Source organism: Oceanobacillus sojae, from assembly GCF_007991515.1.
GTDB lineage: Bacteria > Bacillota > Bacilli > Bacillales > Amphibacillaceae > Oceanobacillus > Oceanobacillus sojae.
In genome coordinates this window covers 15526-32884 of record NZ_BJYM01000005.1, presented here as the reverse complement: position 1 = coordinate 32884, position 17359 = coordinate 15526, and the positions used below count along the sequence as shown (strand labels likewise).

General features: G+C 38.2%; 14 protein-coding genes and 1 other annotated feature. Of the genes, 13 read left to right on the top strand and 1 reads right to left on the bottom strand.

All coding sequences use genetic code 11. The features are described 5' to 3' along the window. Positions 1-84: 84 nt before the first annotated feature. The 3 genes from OSO01_RS06955 (at position 85) to OSO01_RS06945 (ending at position 3196) form a co-directional block, all read left to right on the top strand. Positions 85-870 carry an ABC transporter ATP-binding protein gene (locus OSO01_RS06955; protein ID WP_147209713.1) on the top strand — a complete coding sequence of 262 codons (786 nt, stop codon included), beginning with the start codon at positions 85-87 and terminating at the stop codon, positions 868-870. 57 nt (positions 871-927) lie between these two features. Beyond that, on the top strand, positions 928-2007 hold the full coding sequence (locus OSO01_RS06950) for a hypothetical protein (protein WP_147209712.1): 1080 nt from the start codon (positions 928-930) through the stop codon (positions 2005-2007). Positions 2008-2206: 199 nt separating this feature from the next. Further along, positions 2207-3196 carry a diacylglycerol/lipid kinase family protein gene (locus OSO01_RS06945; protein ID WP_246145077.1) on the top strand — a complete coding sequence of 330 codons (990 nt, stop codon included), beginning with the start codon at positions 2207-2209 and terminating at the stop codon, positions 3194-3196. Between the two features lie 77 nt (positions 3197-3273). Here OSO01_RS06945 and OSO01_RS06940 read toward each other — a convergent pair whose 3' ends face one another. Then, positions 3274-3519 carry a phage holin gene (locus OSO01_RS06940; RefSeq protein ID WP_147209711.1) on the bottom strand — a complete coding sequence of 82 codons (246 nt, stop codon included), beginning with the start codon at positions 3517-3519 and terminating at the stop codon, positions 3274-3276. Between the two features lie 272 nt (positions 3520-3791). Here OSO01_RS06940 and OSO01_RS06935 point away from each other — a divergent pair, with 272 nt between their 5' ends. The 10 genes from OSO01_RS06935 (at position 3792) to OSO01_RS06890 (ending at position 17341) form a co-directional block, all read left to right on the top strand. Beyond that, the gene (locus OSO01_RS06935) at positions 3792-4577 is read left to right on the top strand and encodes a lytic polysaccharide monooxygenase (RefSeq protein ID WP_147209710.1); all 786 of its coding nucleotides are present in this window, start codon (positions 3792-3794) and stop codon (positions 4575-4577) included. A gap of 118 nt (positions 4578-4695) precedes the next feature. Further along, positions 4696-4913, top strand: a binding site (T-box leader). 331 nt (positions 4914-5244) lie between these two features. Next, complete coding sequence (gene thrS, locus OSO01_RS06930; protein ID WP_147209709.1) at positions 5245-7176, top strand: threonine--tRNA ligase; 1932 nt, start codon at positions 5245-5247, stop codon at positions 7174-7176. A gap of 111 nt (positions 7177-7287) precedes the next feature. Continuing rightward, complete coding sequence (locus OSO01_RS06925; protein WP_147209708.1) at positions 7288-7743, top strand: GNAT family N-acetyltransferase; 456 nt, start codon at positions 7288-7290, stop codon at positions 7741-7743. Between the two features lie 276 nt (positions 7744-8019). Next, on the top strand, positions 8020-8745 hold the full coding sequence (locus OSO01_RS06920; protein WP_147209707.1) for a GntR family transcriptional regulator: 726 nt from the start codon (positions 8020-8022) through the stop codon (positions 8743-8745). Positions 8746-8804: 59 nt separating this feature from the next. Further along, a complete protein-coding gene (locus tag OSO01_RS06915; RefSeq protein WP_198048702.1) occupies positions 8805-9857 on the top strand; it encodes a TRAP transporter substrate-binding protein in 1053 nt (350 codons plus the stop codon). Positions 9858-9869: 12 nt separating this feature from the next. Beyond that, entirely contained in the window at positions 9870-11771 is a 1902-nt protein-coding gene (locus OSO01_RS06910; RefSeq protein WP_307725837.1) for a TRAP transporter large permease, read from the top strand. A 30-nt stretch (positions 11772-11801) separates the two neighbouring features. Beyond that, positions 11802-12992, top strand: coding sequence for an iron-containing alcohol dehydrogenase (locus tag OSO01_RS06905; protein ID WP_147209705.1), 1191 nt, complete (start codon positions 11802-11804; stop codon positions 12990-12992). 157 nt (positions 12993-13149) lie between these two features. Further along, positions 13150-14064: a selenium metabolism-associated LysR family transcriptional regulator gene (locus OSO01_RS06900; protein ID WP_147209704.1), complete on the top strand. Its 915-nt coding sequence runs from the start codon at positions 13150-13152 to the stop codon at positions 14062-14064. A 144-nt stretch (positions 14065-14208) separates the two neighbouring features. After that, complete coding sequence (xsc, locus tag OSO01_RS06895; RefSeq protein ID WP_147209703.1) at positions 14209-15987, top strand: sulfoacetaldehyde acetyltransferase; 1779 nt, start codon at positions 14209-14211, stop codon at positions 15985-15987. Between the two features lie 196 nt (positions 15988-16183). Continuing rightward, positions 16184-17341 carry a YeiH family protein gene (locus tag OSO01_RS06890; protein WP_246145075.1) on the top strand — a complete coding sequence of 386 codons (1158 nt, stop codon included), beginning with the start codon at positions 16184-16186 and terminating at the stop codon, positions 17339-17341. Positions 17342-17359: the final 18 nt, after the last annotated feature.

The window sequence follows — 17359 nt, the reverse complement described above, 5'->3', positions numbered from 1 at the left end:
GCATTTTACTAGAAAAGAAGAGTGGAATATAGTATTCTAGCGTAATAATTAACAGACTTTTCAATCAGATAGAGGGGATAAAAAATGGAGAATATTGTTTATTTTAATCAGATAACATGGCGCAGAAATAATCAGGAAATTTTAAAGGATATTAATTGGCAAATTAAAGAAGGGGAGCAATGGGCTATTTTAGGTTTAAATGGTTCAGGAAAAACTTCTCTTTTAAATATTATAACTGGCTATAACTATCCAACATCCGGAAAAATGACGGTATTGGATCAACTTTTCGGCAGAACAGATTTATCTGAATTACGGAAATCAATTGGTTATGTAAGCAGTGCACTGGACCGTTTTCAAGATACAATCCAGCTTGAATCAGTTGAAAATGTGATTGTCAGCGGGAAATTTGCTTCCTTTGGTATTTATGAAGAAGTATCAGAAGCAGATTGGCGTCTGGTTGATCGAATACTTTTCGATCTTCGATTAGAGTATTTAAAAGGAAAAAAATACAGTGTGCTTTCCCAGGGAGAAAGAAGGCGGGTTCTGATTGGCCGTGCACTAATGAGCAGACCTGAGATTCTGATTTTGGATGAGCCATGCTCCGGATTGGATATTTTATCGCGTGAAGAAGTACTGGAATTAATGGATGATTTAAAAGAGAATACACATTTGCTTTATGTTACACACCATATTGAAGAGATTACAGAAGCAATTACTCATGTTGCCTTGGTGCGTGATGGTGAATTGGTTGCTACGGGGGAAAAGCGCGATGTCCTGACGGATGCTTTATTAAGCGAAACATTTAAAATCCCTGTTCAAGTGCATTGGGATGGCGGCAGACCCTGGTTAACGATTGAAAAAAGAAAATAGCTGCATGGATGAAGCTTCCCTCTTTGAAAGATATTTCTAATTTCCAGGAAAAAGTGTATGATAGAGAAGAAGAAACTCGAAATGGGGGAAAATATGGTGAAAAGCAGACTTTTTATGGTTCTTGCCATAGCTATGGTATTGTTGCTAGGAGCTTGCAGTAAAGACAAAGAAGAAGAGCAAGAACCGGCTCCAGAACCAGAGGAACAGACAGAAGAAATTCCTGAATTAGAGGAAGAAGAAGCGAAAGAAGTATTACAAACTTATGAAGAGATCTATCAAAATGTGGTTGAAAATGCAGAAGAAGATGGAGAATTAGCTGATTTTGATTCTATAGATGAACTTCATGAAAAATTCTTAAACGCTATGTCGGAAGAACTGGCTGATGACTTAATTGATACTTACTTTGAGGAAGATGAAGAAGGTCTCATCTACATAGATACATCAGAAGCTCCTGTCTGGTTTGATGAAGAAGAAGCGTATGAATTTGAAAAAGTAGAAGATGATTTATATGAGATAGAGCAGGAACAGGAAGAAAATCAAGTGATTGTTACTTATTCTATCTCCTGGGATGAAGAGAAATGGATCGTTTCAGATGTAGAGACAGAAGAAATTCCATCCGAGGAAAGTGATATTTCAAATGATGGCTCGGAATCTGATATGGATGATAGTCAATCTGAACAAGAAGACAATGAAGCAGCAAACGAAGGAACAGGCGTTACTGAAGAAAATGAATCTAATGATAGTGCTGGTAACACGATGGAGGAAGAGGAAGAAAATCAAGCAGGTTCTGATAGTGAGGAAAACAATTCCAATCAGGGCGATTCTGATGGCAGCGGAACCTCAAACGACACCGATACCTCAGAGGATGATCAGAATTCGGACCCGGCAGAGGATGACGGCGGAAATACGGAAGAAACAGCAGGGTCAATTAGTGAGTCAGAGGCTGAAAGCATTGTTAAAGAGTATTTAAGCATTGTCGATGATGAATTGAATGTTGTGACCGATCATCAGGATGAAAATGGAAATTATGTAGTTCAGGTATACTCTGTTGTTGGAGAGGGAGACTCTTCCCACACTTCTACTTACGGCTGGTTTATCGTGAATAAAGAAACTGGTGCAGTGGAACAGATGCAATAACGAAAGAGTATAGTGAATAGGTTAGAAGCTGGCAGGATAATCTTAATGAGAGAGATTATCCTGCCAGCTTTTTTAAATCCAGTAAAAAACATGATTTTCGTGCTGGGAAGCAAATTTAAGTATTCCTATTACATTGCAGTCTTTCGTTTTAAGATTATTGTATAATGTAAAAGAAAGATTCTTTTTAGGAATACAATTCATGCAATATTTTTCAGCAGGTCGAGTAAATGCAATTCAAGTTCCGAAATATTTCGATGCAATAAAAATTGTTATTTTTAAAGGAGCGGAAAAGGTGAAAAAGGTCGCTTTAATTATAAATCCTCAAGCGGGAAAGTGTAAATTAGAAAAGGAACTAGATAAAATTGAATCCAGACTGACGAAAGCATTTGCGAAAGTTACTATTTATCAGACTGGGCAGGAAGGTGATGGAAAGCGATTTGTAGAACAGCATGCAGAAGAAATCGATTTATTGATAGCTGGAGGTGGAGATGGCACTGTTTTTGAAATAATGAATGCCCTGGTTCCTTTAGAAAATAGACCCGTGTTTGCCATCTTACCAGGTGGTACCTGCAACGATTTTTCACGGACGCTCGGTATTAGCCAAAAACCGCTGGAGGCACTGGAGCAAATTATTATGCAGAAGTGTATGCACGTCGATATAGGCAGCTATCATAAGCATTACTTTTTAAATTTCTGGGGAATTGGTATTATTTCAAAGGTTGCTGAGGAAATGGATGATGCCAATAAGCAGCTGCTCGGACGAATTTCTTATTATCTGAATACATCAAAGCTTGTTTTTCAAGATAAAGCATTTTCTTTAAAAATACGCAGTGAGGAGCTTCACTATGATGAGAAAGCAGAACTGCTTGTTGTCGGAAATGGCTCCTATCTTGGCGGAATCCAATCCTTTTTTCCTCACGCGGATGTACAGGATGGAAAATTCGATGTATTAATTGTCAAGGAAGCAAAGCTGAAGTATCTGAAGAAATGGCTGGAGGCGAAAATTCAGGATGATTATCCGGAAAATGAAAAAGATGATGACATTATTTATTTCCGGACAAGTAAATTAGAAGTCTCTGCTTCTCCGGAACAGAATATCGATTGTGATGGAGAATTTTTAGATAAAACACCTGCTATAGTAGAGGTGCTTCCTAAACATCTGAAAATGATTTATGGAGAGATACAATAAGTTTTAAAAGCTGACGGACAGAGCATGCTCATCTTGGTAAAGGATGAAGCAAGTAATTGTCCGTCAGCTTTTTTATTTTAGCGTTTAAGCTTCTTCATCAGTTTATCTCCTTCTTTTGCCTGTGAAGTATAGCTGTTATTTTTCCAGTGATTCCAGATTTCTGATACGAATAAAGCGATAAGGGATAGCACTGAAACAAGATCTTCATTTGAAAGAGGAATGATTCGATAACCTAATAGCATTGCAGCAGTATTAATAAATACAATAACTAAAACAGTCAGCCGTACCCACTTATTATTTATTCTTGCCAAGTTTTCACTCATGGACCAAGCCTCCTTTTTATAAGGTATGGGAGAATGCGGTGGATTATGAGAAGGAGCAGTCGCTATTAAAAACGGAAATATTACATAAATATTAAAAATATTACAATATTGTTAAACATTATAATCTTTGTTGACGCTTTCAATTTTAGTGCTAATATAAAGTTAAGATGGTTGTAAATTAAATACAAAATTGACAATTTTACCTTTGCAGCTTAGATATTTTTGGCTCTTGATCTATAACCGTCTAAACAAATAAAGGAGGAGTTTTATTTATGCAAAGGTTATTTCAGGACAAGTCGTTGAAGTATCTCGGAACATCAATTGTTTCACTCGTCTTTTTCATGTTTGTTGGACTGGGGGCTGCTGCTGCACATGGATATATTGAGCAGCCGAAATCAAGAGGATTATTATGTAAAGAACAGGTGAACACAAATTGTGGAGGCGTTCAGTGGGAGCCTCAAAGTCTGGAAGCACCGAAAGGATTTCCTGGAGCAAGCATCCCGGATGGAGAAATCGCTTCTGCTGGAGGGACATTTCCTGAATTGGATGCACAAACTGCTGACCGCTGGGCAAAGGTTAATTTGAATTCTGGTGTAAACACATTTACTTGGCATTTAACAGCGAAGCACGCAACAACAAAATGGCATTATTATATTACCAAGCCGGATTGGAATCCGAATCAGCCGCTGACAAGGGATCAATTTGAACTCATTCCATTCTATGAAGTTTATGACGGAGGCGCAAGGCCAGGTGAGAAGGTGACACATCAAGTGACAATCCCGGAACGGACAGGCTATCATGTGATTTTAGGAGTATGGGATGTGTATGATACAGCCAATGCTTTCTACAATGTAATTGATGTTAACTTTGGCGGTGAAGGAACAAACCCAGGGCCGGGAGAACCTGATCCAGAAGTTCCTGGCTATCCAGCATGGGATGCTAACAATGTCTATCTTGGAGGAGACAAGGTTACGTATAATGGAAAAGTATATCAGGCAAAATGGTGGACCACTGGAGAAACACCAGGAAGTGCCGGAGTATGGGAGCTTGTAGAGTAATTTGAATTAAATTATCAAAATGTTTAAATAAATTAACGAAGCAGATTATTTTACTAAAAATAAGAAAGAATGTTGCATAAATGTAAAAATTCTAGTATGATAATTTATAATTTATTTTTGAGAAGCAATGAAGAGGACATGAATTACTTGGAAGGTTTAAAGAGAGGAAAGTAAAAGGTGAGAGCTTTCTAACCAGGAAATGTAATTTACCACCTCAGAGCTGCGTTGGAGTAACAACTAACGCCGTAAGCATGCAACGTTACTGCAAAATGAAGCCGTTAATAATGTTGACGGAAATTTGGGTGGAACCGCGGAGATAACACATTCGCCCCTTCTTAGGAAGGGGAGGGTGTGTTTTTTTAGTATCATAAAAGTTATTAAAATAGAAAAAGCGATGAAGAGGATATGAATTATTTGGAAGGTTCAAAGAGAAGGGAGCAGCAGGTGAAAGCTCTCTAACCGGAAGGATAATTTACCACCTCAGGAGCTGCGTCAGGGTAACAACTGGCGCCGTAAGCATGCAACGTTACTGCAAAAATGAAGCCGTCAAATTAATTTGATGGGAAGCTGGGTGGAACCACGGAAAAGCATATTCGTCCCTTTGTATGGAGGGAAGAGTATGCTTTTTTACTGTATAAAAATTATAAGTCGAAGGAGTGTTTAGAAAATGAATAATAAAGTAAAGATTATACTTCCAGATGGAAAAGAGAAATGCATCGAAAAAGGGACTTCATTAAGAAAAATTGCAGAACAGATATCAATGAGTTTAGCGAAAAATGCTGTTGCAGGAAAAGTGAACGGTAAGCTGGTAGATATAAGTTGCGCTGTTTCAGAAGAGAGTCATATTGAGCTGTTGACACTGGATTCAGAAGAAGGGCTGAACGTTATGCGGCATACTGCTGCCCATATTTTGGCACAGGCTGTGGAACGGCTTTACGGAAAAGGCAACGTACAGTTTGGTATTGGGCCAGTTATTGAACATGGTTTCTATTATGATATGAAATGCCAAGTATCCATTAATCAATCTGATTTGGTGAAAATAGAAAAAGAGATGCAAAATATTATTCAGGAGAATATTCCAATCCGCTCATATGAGCTCTCTTTGGAGGAAGCTCAGGCTTATTTTAAAAAAAAGAAGCAGCCTTATAAGGTAGAGCTGTTAGAGAGTATTCCTGCAAATGAAGCTATTACTATCTACGAACAGAGGGATTTCTCTGATTCATGCAGAGGTCCTCATTTACCGTCGACAGGTTACGTAAAGGCATTTCATCTTACAAAACTGGCAGGGGCATATTGGCGTGGAGACAGCAATAATGAGATGCTTCAGCGCATTTATGGAATTGCATTTGCAAGAAAAAAAGACTTAGATGCACATTTGCATTTCTTAGAAGAAGCTGAAAAACGGGATCATCGTAAATTAGGAAAGCAGCTGGAGCTGTTTATGTTTTCTGAAGAAGCACCAGGTATGCCATTTTATTTGCCAAATGGTCAGATTATCCGTCAGGAGCTTGAGCAGTTTTCCCGTGAAGCGCAGTTAAAAGCGGGCTATCAGGAAGTACGTACCCCACTTCTGATGAATCAGCAGCTATGGGAAGAATCCGGCCATTGGGATCACTATCATGAAAACATGTATTTTTCCGAAGTGGACCATACAAACTTTGCACTAAAGCCGATGAATTGTCCGGGACACATGTTGATGTATAAACAGAAGCTGCGCTCTTACCGTGATTTGCCAATCAGGCTGGCTGAATTTGGGCAAGTACATCGCCATGAATACAGTGGAGCTTTAAACGGATTGCTTCGCGTCCGTACTTTCTGTCAGGATGATGCCCATATTTTTGTAAGGGAAGATCAAATTGAAGCGGAAATGGAAAAAGCAATTCATTTAATTGACGAGGTATATGGTGTGTTTGGTTTTTCTTACACTGTTGAATTATCTACTCGTCCAGAGAATTCAATGGGTGAAGATGCGGCCTGGCAAATGTCGGAGCAGGCTTTAGCAAATGTTTTAGAGCGGATAGACCTGCCTTATCAAGTAAATGAAGGAGACGGCGCATTTTATGGACCGAAAATTGATTTTCATATTAAAGATGCTTTAGGGCGCAGCCATCAATGTGCAACACTGCAGTTGGACTTTCAAATGCCGGAGAAGTTTGATTTAACTTATGTCAATGCAGATAATGAAAAGCAGCGTCCAGTGGTTATCCACCGGGCTATTTATGGATCAATTGACCGCTTTTTCGGAATTCTGATTGAACATTTTGCAGGTGCTTTTCCTTTGTGGCTGGCTCCTGTTCAAGCAGTTATTTTGCCGGTATCGTCTGTGCATCAGCCTTATGCTGCTCAATTGAAAGATACTTTTAAAGCGGCGGGCATCCGTATAGAAGCAGACTGCCGGGAAGAGAAGCTCGGGTTAAAATTAAGAGAAGCACAAATGAAGAAAATACCTTATATATTTGTTATTGGCAATGAGGAAGAAGAAAAACAAACAATAAATGTTCGGAAATATGGAGAGAAGCAGAGCCAGAGCTTGTCTATTATGGAAGTGCAAAAGATTCTTCAAAAAGAAATCGCAGAAAAGGCAATAAGACATGTGTAATTTCACGAGTCTAGGATAAAAGGACTGGAAAAAATCGCGTAATTACTATTCATTCTTGTTCAAGTAGTATAAAATGTAATTATCATCTAAAGCTGAAGGGGATGAGTGAGGATGACAATTACATTTAAGAAAATTGATAGCTCAAATTATAAAAAATGTTCGTTATTAAAGGTGAATGATAATCAAAAAGATTTTGTAGCTCCTAATTGGTATTCTGTACTGGAAGCAGTTTATGAAGAGGAAGAGAAACATCCATATGCTATTTATTATGGAGAGGATATGGTTGGATTTTTAATGTATTCTTATTATCCGGCAGATGAAGAATATGATAAAGATTCATGGTGGATGGAACGTTTTATGATTGCCAAGGATTTTCAAGGAAAAGGCTATGGTAAGGCTTCTTTAAGCAAATTTATAGAAAACTTTCAAAAAGATTATCCGGAAGAAGAATTGCGCACATCTGCTGTAAAAGATAACCATGTTGCTATAACATTGTATGAACATAGCGGTTTTCAACGGACAGGTGAATTTGTTGAAAAAGAAGCAGTGCTGCTGCTAGATAGTTAGAAGTTCTAAAAATATTAGTAAAGGGCGGATGATTAATTAAAATCATCCGCCCTTTTGTAATTCGAGAATCTTCTTTCTTCTAAAAAAATATTTAGAGCCCTATATAATCCCCACTATAGATGCATTTCTAAGAATTAATAAAAATTATTAATAAATCTAATAAGATTTTATAATAATGTAATTTTTCGTAAAATATTGATTTATTATTAAATTCATGTTTTAATTTCTAATAGTGATAACTGGTAGTGACGTCACAACCAATGAGGTGGAAATAAGATGATTGATGATACATTATATATTCCATTACACGTTCAGCTTAGTAAAAGTTTAGAAGAAAAAATAAAAGCGCAGGAATTTATCGAAAAAATACCAAGTGAACGAGAATTGATGGATATGTATTCAGTAAGCAGAACTACGGTAAGAGAAGCTGTCACAAAGCTGGTAAATGACGGCTTGTTAATTAAAGTGCACGGAAAAGGGACTTATGTAAATAAGAAGCCTCCGATTCAGGAGTGGTTATCTTCTTTAAACAGTTTTACAGAAACAGTAAGAAGAATGGGAATGATGCCAACAAGTAAATTATTAACATCTAAAAAGTTAACAGCAGATAAACATGGAATTGAAGTATTTAAAGAAGAAATATTTATGATAGAAAGACTTCGTTACGCTGATGAAAAACCTATTGCAATTGAGCGGCATTATTACCCGTTATCAATTGGAGAACGTTTATCTGAATTTAACCTGGATAAGGAAACAATATATGATTTATTAGAAAATGAGTTAGGCATTGTTCTGGATGAAGCAGAGCAGTATATAACATCAGAAATAATTGAAGATCATCTAGCACCATATCTGGAAATACCTAGTGGATCAAATGTATTGCTTGTAGAAAGGACAATAGTCGATGAAAAAGGTAATGTCGTTGAGTATTACATTGGACAGTACCGCCCTGATATGTACACATTTCGGATAAAAACCAAAAGAAATTTAAATAAAAAATAACTGATGGTGCAGCTGATTTTTATTAGTTTAAATGTAAGCGCTGTCAAATGGAGGCTGTTATGAAAAGGCTGTTTCTACCGATCCTCGTTGTTTTCGTATTTTTCATGATGGTATTTTTAGGTGATGAAAGGTTAGCCAGACTTTCCGGATCGACAGAATTAGATGTTATTACACTTAGAGCTGCTCAGTCAAAAGCCTGGAATCATCCCGTTTCACAGGGGATTGATAAGTTCGCGGAATTGGTGGAGGAAAAATCAGATGGAGAAATAATTATTGAAACGTATCATGATGGGCTGATTGGGGATGACAGGGAAGTAATTGAAAGTGCTCAAAGAGGAAGTATCGCTTTCGCCAGCTCCTCTACACCGAATATGACAAGCTTTACAAATTATTTTACGGCTTGGGATCTGCCTTACATTTTTGAAAATAAAGAAGAAGTATATAAAGCAATTGATGGAGAGCCTGGGGATATTGTACGGGCAGAGATGGAGAAATCAGGGTTTAAAGTTATTTTCTTCCCAGACTACGGTTTTCGGCAAATTGTCAATAACACGAAAGCAATTGAAAAACCATCTGATCTTGATGGGATGAAAATTAGAACAACAAATTCAAGAATTGAGCAAGCTGATTTTACAGCCTTGGGTGCAAGCCCGACTCCAGTTGCCTGGTCTGAAGTCTTTACAGCACTTCAGCAAGGAACGGTCGATGGCGAAGGAAATACGTATTCGCTTCTTTGGGATTCAAAGCATCAGGAAGTGCTGTCACATGCTGCAGAAGTAAATTATAATTACAGCTCAGATATTCTTGTTATGAATAAGGATCTTTATGAAGAGCTTGAACCGTACCAGCAGGAAATTATTATGGAGGCAGGGCAGGAGGCGATGGAGTGGCAAAGAGTCGTTGCAACAGAAAGAGATGAGGAGGCAAAGCAGCAATTTATTGATTATGGAATTGAAATATACGAGCCTACGGATGAAGAATATCTGGAGTGGAAGCAGGCGACAGAAATTGTTTGGGATCAATATGTCAGAGAAGGATACGCAGAGCCTGATTACGTTGACACTATTTTAGATACCTTAGGGAAGACAAAAGAAAGTATTTTTGAAGAATAGGAGGTGAGACAAGTGGAAGCGGCTGTAGAAAGTAAAGTAAATAATTATTCCGGCAAACCGCCAAATTTTTGGATGAAGGGTCTTTCTGTTCTTGATCGCAGATTTGAAGAAATACTCATTGTCTCAGGTTTTTTGATTTTCATTATTCTAATCAATCTTCAGGTGATTAACCGCTATTTACTTCCATTCTTAGACATTGGAAATATTACTACATGGACGGAAGAGCTTTCGAGATATTTATTTATATTTGTTTCTTTTTTAGGAGCCAGTCTTGCAATACGGAAAAGAGAATCTATTCAGGTCAGTATATTAACGGACAGATTGCCGGCAAGCATTCAAAAAGGCCTTCTGCTGTCAAACACATTATTTATGTTTTACTTTAGCTACATGATGGTAGTGAATGGTTTTGAGCTTATATCCTTTCAAATTGAAACAAACCAGACAACTCCAGCTTTGTCCATACCAATGGCAGTTCCTTACAGCGCTGTACCGATTGGATTTGCGTTAATGATGATTCGTCTAATCCAGATGTTTATAAAAGATACCAAAGAAATAACTATGAAAGAAGGGCTGTTAGGAATCTCCTTTGCTATTGTAATGATTCTTCCAATTGCTTTTCTCGGAGATGCAGCAATTGCGCTCGTCTTATTTGGTTACTTTGCTCTATTTATTCTAATTGGAATGCAAATTGCATTTGCACTAGGGGCGAGTACATTAGCAACAGTTCTGGCAACTGATGCAATTCCAGTTGATTTCTTTCCACAGACAGCATTTACAAGTATAGATAACTTTCCAATCATGGCGGTCCCATTTTTCATCGCAGCAGGGATTATCATGGGCGGAGGAGCAATTATCAAACGATTATTAAATTTATCAGATGAATTGATAGGATTTTTGCCTGGTGGATTGGCGTTGGTAGCAATCATTACTTCCATGTTTTTTGCCGCAATAAGCGGTTCAGGACCAGCTACAGTGGCTGCTATTGGAACATTACTTATTCCGGCGATGATTAAACAAGGCTATAATCCAGGCTTCGCCACTGGAGTTGTAGCGACAGCCGGAACGATAGGAGTCATTATACCACCAAGTAATCCCTTGGTTATTTATGGGGTAGTATCACAAGAGTCTATTTCTCAATTATTTCTTGCCGGCATACTTCCAGGGGTTTCTACCGGGCTCGTTTTATTAATCGTAGCTTTTATTATTTCTAAGAAAAATGGCTGGCGGGGCGAGCGGACATCCTTTAACCTCAGAAATTCTGCAAAAGCTGCCTGGGATGCAAAACTTGCCTTATTAGTTCCAGTTATCATTTTAGGAGGAATCTATGGGGGCTTTATGACTCCTACTGAAGCAGCGGCAGTAGCCGCAGCTTATGGGATTATTGTCGGTATGTTTGTATATAGGGACCTTGGCTTAAAAGGTGTTTATCAAAGTCTTGTTAAAGCAGGTGTTACCTCTTCTGTAATTATAATGTTAATGGTTATGGCAAGTATATTTGGCCGGCTAATCACATTGGAAAAGGTAGCGGAATTTGTAGCAGAATTTGTCTTGTCATTAAGTGAAAATAAATTCGTTATTCTCTTGCTCTTGAACCTGTTTTTATTACTTATAGGTTTAGTTTTGGAAGCACTGGCTGCCATTGTGATACTGACACCAATATTATTACCGATGGCAGTGGCAATCGGACTTGACCCGGTTCATTTTGGGCTTATTATGATTTTTAACTTAGCGATTGGGTTTATTACACCTCCAGTAGGAGTAAATTTATTTGTAGCAGCAAGCACTGCGAAAATAAAGATTGAAGAAATTATTAGAGGAAATAAATACTTACTCTTAACGATGATTGTTCTTCTTTTATTATTTTCATACATTCCGCAAATTAGCATGTGGCTGCCGGAATTAATTAGAAACTAGATAATAAAAGTTACAAAGGGAGGAACTATTATGTATATTACGTATCAGCCGAAACAAACCGCAATAGGTGAAAACAGCTTGAGGAATTTGGGGGGGAGCGCTAAAAAACTAAAGGTAACTCATCTGTTAGTTGTAATAGATCAATTTTTAACAACTGACCCATTAAATTATGATGACAGAATCACACAGATTTTAAATCAGGAAAATATTAATGTCTCCTTCTTTTCAGACTATCAAGGAGAACCAACTACAGACCATTTAGGGGCAGCTTTAACCATTGCGAAAGAACAAAAGGTTAATGGAGTAGCGGCAATTGGAGGAGGAAGCGCTATTGATATTGCGAAAGCAACAGCGCTCTTTTGTAAAAGCCCTCAAATGGAATGGAATGCAATAACGAAGCAGGACAATTTGGAAAGACTGCCTTTAATTGCTGTTCCGACTACTGCAGGAACAGGTTCGGAAGCAACAAAGGTGATGGTTATTACAGATACGGAAAAAGGCATTAAAATGAACCCGGGACACCCAGATTTAATTCCTGATATAGCCATTCTTGATCCTGCTTTAACGAGCAGTCTGCCGAAAAATTTCACAGCGTATACTGGGGTTGATGCTATAACTCATGCGATTGAAGCCTTTGTATCAACAAAAGCCAACATAGCAACTGATCAATATGCTTTAACAGCAATTCAAATTGCAGGGAGATCTTTACCAGTTGTATATCATGATGGAACGAATATCAAGGCAAGAGAAGAGATGCTGCTGGCCAGTACGTATGCGGGAATTGCCTTTTCAAATGCTTCTACTAATTTAGCACATGCAGCAGGAAGGGCTTTAGGAGCCAGATTCCATATCCCGCATGGATTAAGTGTGGCAGTGCTATTACCATTAGTGATGCGTTTTGGCTTGCAGGCAGCACCCGAGAGATATGCGCAAATTGCAATTGCTTTAGGAGAGGATGCAAATAAAGACATACATGAACTGGCTGAACAATCAATACAGATAATTGAAAAATACTGTGATGATTTTCAAATATGGAAGGATGCATTGAAATTTATTGATCTTCAGGATTTAGAAAATAATATTGATTTACTGGCAAAGGATGCATTGGACGGCAATGGGATTTTAACGAATCGTATTGTTCCTTCCAATTCTGATATAAGAAAACTATTTTTAGATTTGATAGATAAATTAAATAAAGTAAAAGCAATTGAACAAGTATAAATATACAAGGGTTGATCATACAATTAGTTCTGGAGAGAAACAGAGAAGAAAGTATCTTATTGTAAAACGCTTATTTCTTAACTGGTCGTGATGTCAGTATCTCTATAAAAGATAAGTTCCTGACAATTAAAATGAATGATTGATGGGATGGAAAAATATGAACTATGAAAAATTAAAAACCTTTATAGTGGTTGCTGAAAAGAAAAGCTTTTCTGAAGCCGCAAAGCTGTTATTTGTTACCCAGCCTACCATCACAGCGCAGATTAAAGCTTTAGAGGAGGAGCTGAGCACAAAATTATTTGAACGGACCACCAAAAAGGTGAGCTTAACTCAATCAGGAATAATTCTGATGAACTATGCAAAGGAAATAGTCCGGCTAAATGATACAGCCCGAAAAGAAATTACGGAAATAGAGAATACAGTCTATGGTGAATTAAGTATCGGCTGCAGTTTTACTATCGGCGAGTATATTATGCCCGAGTTTCTAAAACAATTTAAAGATATGTATCCACTTATTCAAATAAAGGTAGATATCACTAATTCCAATAATATCATTTCCGATATTAAAGATCAGCGTGTGGATGTTGGTTTGATTGAAACGCCGATAGATGATTCGGAAATAGTTGTTGAATCCTTTTTAGAGGATGAATTGATTCTTATTGCTTCTCCGTTATCTTTTTCATCAGAAAATCCTGTCATATCAGTGGATGAATTAAAAGCGTTACCGCTGATAGTAAGAGAGAGAGGATCAGGAACAAGAGCCGTAGTAAACCAATATTTAAATCAATCTGGTGTGAGAGAGGAGGACCTGAATATTGTAATGGAGCTGGGCAGTACAGAGGCAATTAAAGCGGCGGTGGAAGCGAAGCTGGGTATCTCAATTACTTCTAAAAGTGCTATAAAAAAAGAGCAGAAGCTGAATTTATTAACAGCATATAAAGTAAAGGATGTATCCTTCTATCGATTTTTTTATACTGCTTATGGGAAAAATCAGGTTTTGAAATCTACGGCAGAACTGTTTATAGAAGAGTTATATAAGATGACACGGAAAAGGAGGGAGCTCACTTTGTAACAGCATTTTTCAAAATAATATCTTAAAGGGGGTGTTTACAAAAACACGACTCCAAAAGTTTTTATGGCGATGGTAATAACGTGAATGGTTAATTATTCGGACAATTCATAAATAAAATATAAATATTATCAAGGAGGAATTATAATGGCAAAGCAATCATTGGATGTAAAACAGGTGATAAATCAGAAAATGAAGATGACTCCAAGTGAAGCAATTGTTGAGACCCTGGTAGCAGAAGGAATAAAAGAGGTCTATGGTATCGTTGGTTCTGCATTTATGGATATGCTCGATTTATTTCCAACAGCAGGAATCCGATTTCTACCGGTAAGACACGAGCAGAGTGCAGCTCATATGGCGGATGCCTATACACGTGTTTCTGGTACTGCCGGGGTTGTTATCGGTCAAAATGGCCCCGGGATTACAAATATGGTTACGTCTGTTGCTGCTGCAAACCAGGCACATACTCCAATGGTAATCATATCACCATCAGCGGGTACACCTACAATTGGCTGGGACGGATTTCAGGAAGCAGATCAGGTCTCTATTTTTCAGGCTATTACAAAAGAAACAGTAAGAGTGACGCATAAAAGCAGAGTTGCAGATTGCTTGCGTACAGCATTTCGGATAGCTTATGCAGAGCGTGGTCCAGTGCTTTATGATATCCCTCGTGATTTATTCTATGGAGAGCTGGAGGATCAGATTTTACAGCCTTATCAATATCGAGTAGACTCACGCGGCAGCGGAGATCCTGTCTTATTAGACAAAGCAGCAGATTTATTAAAGAATGCAAAGTATCCAGTAATCATTTCTGGTCGCGGAGCAGTTGATTCTGATGGGGTAAATACTGTCAAACAGATTGCGGAGCATTTAACAATTCCGGCGGCTGTATCCTATATGCATAATGATGCCTTTCCAGCAGAGCATTCACTGGCAGTAGGACCGATTGGATATATGGGCTCAAAAGCAGCGATGCATACCCTGAAGAAAGCAGATGTGGTATTAGCAATCGGAACAAGGCTGTCGGTGTTCGGTACACTGCCTTGTTATGATATTGACTATTTCCCGAAAAATGCTAAAATTATTCAAATTGATATCAATCCAAGAAATATTGCCAGAACACATCCAGTGGAAGTGGGGATTATAGGTGATGCAAATGCGGCAACAAAAGCATTGTATGAAAAACTAACAGAAGAGGTACCAGATGCTGTAGAAAATCAAGGCAGATTAGAGGAAATTGCGAAAGCCAAAAAAGAGTGGGAGCAGGAACTGGTTGACTTGGCGATGGAGGACGGGAATCCGATTAATCCGCGCCGTGCCTTGCTGGAGCTGACAGGAGTATTACCTGAGAATACGATTATTTCCACAGATATCGGTAATGTTTCCTCCACAGCAAATGCTTATTTAAAATTTAATCAGACAAGACGCCATATCGCTGCTCTGACATTTGGAAATACGGGATTTGCATACCCGGCAGCACTGGGAGCACAGCTGGCAGAGCTTGATGCACCAGTAGTTGCAATCATTGGTGATGGAGCATGGGGAATGAGCTTACATGAAGTAAGTACGGCAGTAGAGCAAAATATTCCTGTAGTTGCCTGTGTATTCAATAATAAATCATGGGCAGCAGAGAAGAAGAACCAGGTGGATTATTATGATGATCGTTATGTTGGATCTGATATAGAAGCACCAGAGTTTGCAGAAGTAGCTAAATCAATGGGAGCTTTAGGATACACTGTTGAAAAAGCAGAAGATATTGGACCAATTATTAAGGAAGCTTTAGATGCCAGAAAACCTGCTGTCGTCAATATTTATGTAGATGGAACACAATTAGCTCCTCCTTTCCGGAGAGATGCATTACAAATGCCAACCAGATATCTTGATAAATATAAGCATTTGGATTATGAAGTGTGGGGGAAAGAATAATCTGATATAATAAAGCGAAACTTCCTTTAAGAGGAAGTACAATAGGAGTTTTACGGACGGCTATCTACAATGAATTTCCGTACCGGTTTATCCGGTGCGGAAATTTTAGATATATTTACATGTATTTTTAAAGTACTAAGAGCGGTATGTTAGGTTAAATGATTCTCAAACAGTTGTACATAAGGGAGTTGATAATTTGGGGAAATCAAGAAGTAGTAACATTTTAATAGACATACTGCCTGGGTTACTGCTCTGTATTGTTGTGATGTTTTTGGGTATCTATGGTGCGGAACTGATTGGATATATCATGATATGGACGGGATTATTATCAGAAGGAAGCGCAACGCCGGTTTCCGGTATATTTATGGCAATTTTAATTGGAATTGTTATCCGGAATGTGATAAATCTATCAGATAGATTTACAAAAGGAATCAGTTTTTCCATGAAGTACGTATTGCGTGCCGGAATTATTCTGCTGGGGCTGCGTCTTAGTCTGATGGAGGCGTTAAAGCTTGGCGCATTTGGAATTCCACTGATTGTTGCCTGTATATCTGTCGGTTTAGCTTTAACACTCTATTTGACGAAAAAAATGAATCAATCCATGAGGCTTGGAACATTGATTGCCAGCGGTACCGGCATTTGTGGAGTGACCGCCATTATGGCAACATCTCCGGTTATTAAAGCTAAGGAAAATGAGATTTCTTATGCTGTGGCTAATATTACTATTTTTGGTTTAACCGGTATGATGCTCTATCCTTTTCTCGGCCATTTTTTATTTGCGGACGATCCAATTAAAGCAGGCTTATTTTTAGGAACGGCAATACATGACACTGCTCAGGTAACCGGAGCTGCATTAATTTATGATCAGCTCTTTCAAAATCCTGCTGTCATTGAAACAGCGACAGTGACGAAATTAACTAGGAATTTATTTATTATTGCAATCATTCCGCTTGTATCTTATATATTTTTCAATTATTCCAGAAGGGAAGCTGGAGAGGGTAAGCCGGAAAAGGATACATTACCGAAGTGGTATACATTTATCCCATTATTTGTAATTGGCTTCTTGATTCTTTCCATTATCCGTACGATTGGAGATGCAACTTTGGAAAGTACTGGAGATGCCTTTGGTTTATTTGCAGGGAGAACATGGGAATCAATTTATAATAATCTAAGCTCATTTGGAACAACATATCTTCTGGGGGCTGCCATGGCAGGTGTAGGTCTGTCTACGAACTTTAAAAAGTTTAAAGGAATGGGGCTTAAGCCATTTTATATCGGATTTATGGCGGCAGTAGCAGTAGGTGTTGTAAGTGTTATTTTAGTTTCCTTATTCGGCGGATTTGTCAGGGTTTAATTATTTATCATAGTACAG

Bases quoted from the DNA above. Each gene is read 5' to 3' on its own strand.
- xsc (WP_147209703.1), top strand. From the start codon at position 14,209: ATGGCAAAGCAATCATTGGATGTAAAACAGGTGATAAATCAGAAAATG.
- OSO01_RS06945 (WP_246145077.1), top strand. From the start codon at position 2,207: ATGCAATATTTTTCAGCAGGTCGAGTAAATGCAATTCAAGTTCCGAAA.
- OSO01_RS06950 (WP_147209712.1), top strand. From the start codon at position 928: ATGATAGAGAAGAAGAAACTCGAAATGGGGGAAAATATGGTGAAAAGC.
- OSO01_RS06915 (WP_198048702.1), top strand. From the start codon at position 8,805: ATGAAAAGGCTGTTTCTACCGATCCTCGTTGTTTTCGTATTTTTCATG.
- OSO01_RS06905 (WP_147209705.1), top strand. From the start codon at position 11,802: ATGTATATTACGTATCAGCCGAAACAAACCGCAATAGGTGAAAACAGC.
- OSO01_RS06935 (WP_147209710.1), top strand. From the start codon at position 3,792: ATGCAAAGGTTATTTCAGGACAAGTCGTTGAAGTATCTCGGAACATCA.
- thrS (WP_147209709.1), top strand. From the start codon at position 5,245: ATGAATAATAAAGTAAAGATTATACTTCCAGATGGAAAAGAGAAATGC.
- OSO01_RS06925 (WP_147209708.1), top strand. From the start codon at position 7,288: ATGACAATTACATTTAAGAAAATTGATAGCTCAAATTATAAAAAATGT.
- OSO01_RS06940 (WP_147209711.1), bottom strand. From the start codon at position 3,519: ATGAGTGAAAACTTGGCAAGAATAAATAATAAGTGGGTACGGCTGACT.
- OSO01_RS06955 (WP_147209713.1), top strand. From the start codon at position 85: ATGGAGAATATTGTTTATTTTAATCAGATAACATGGCGCAGAAATAAT.
- OSO01_RS06920 (WP_147209707.1), top strand. From the start codon at position 8,020: ATGATTGATGATACATTATATATTCCATTACACGTTCAGCTTAGTAAA.
- OSO01_RS06900 (WP_147209704.1), top strand. From the start codon at position 13,150: ATGAACTATGAAAAATTAAAAACCTTTATAGTGGTTGCTGAAAAGAAA.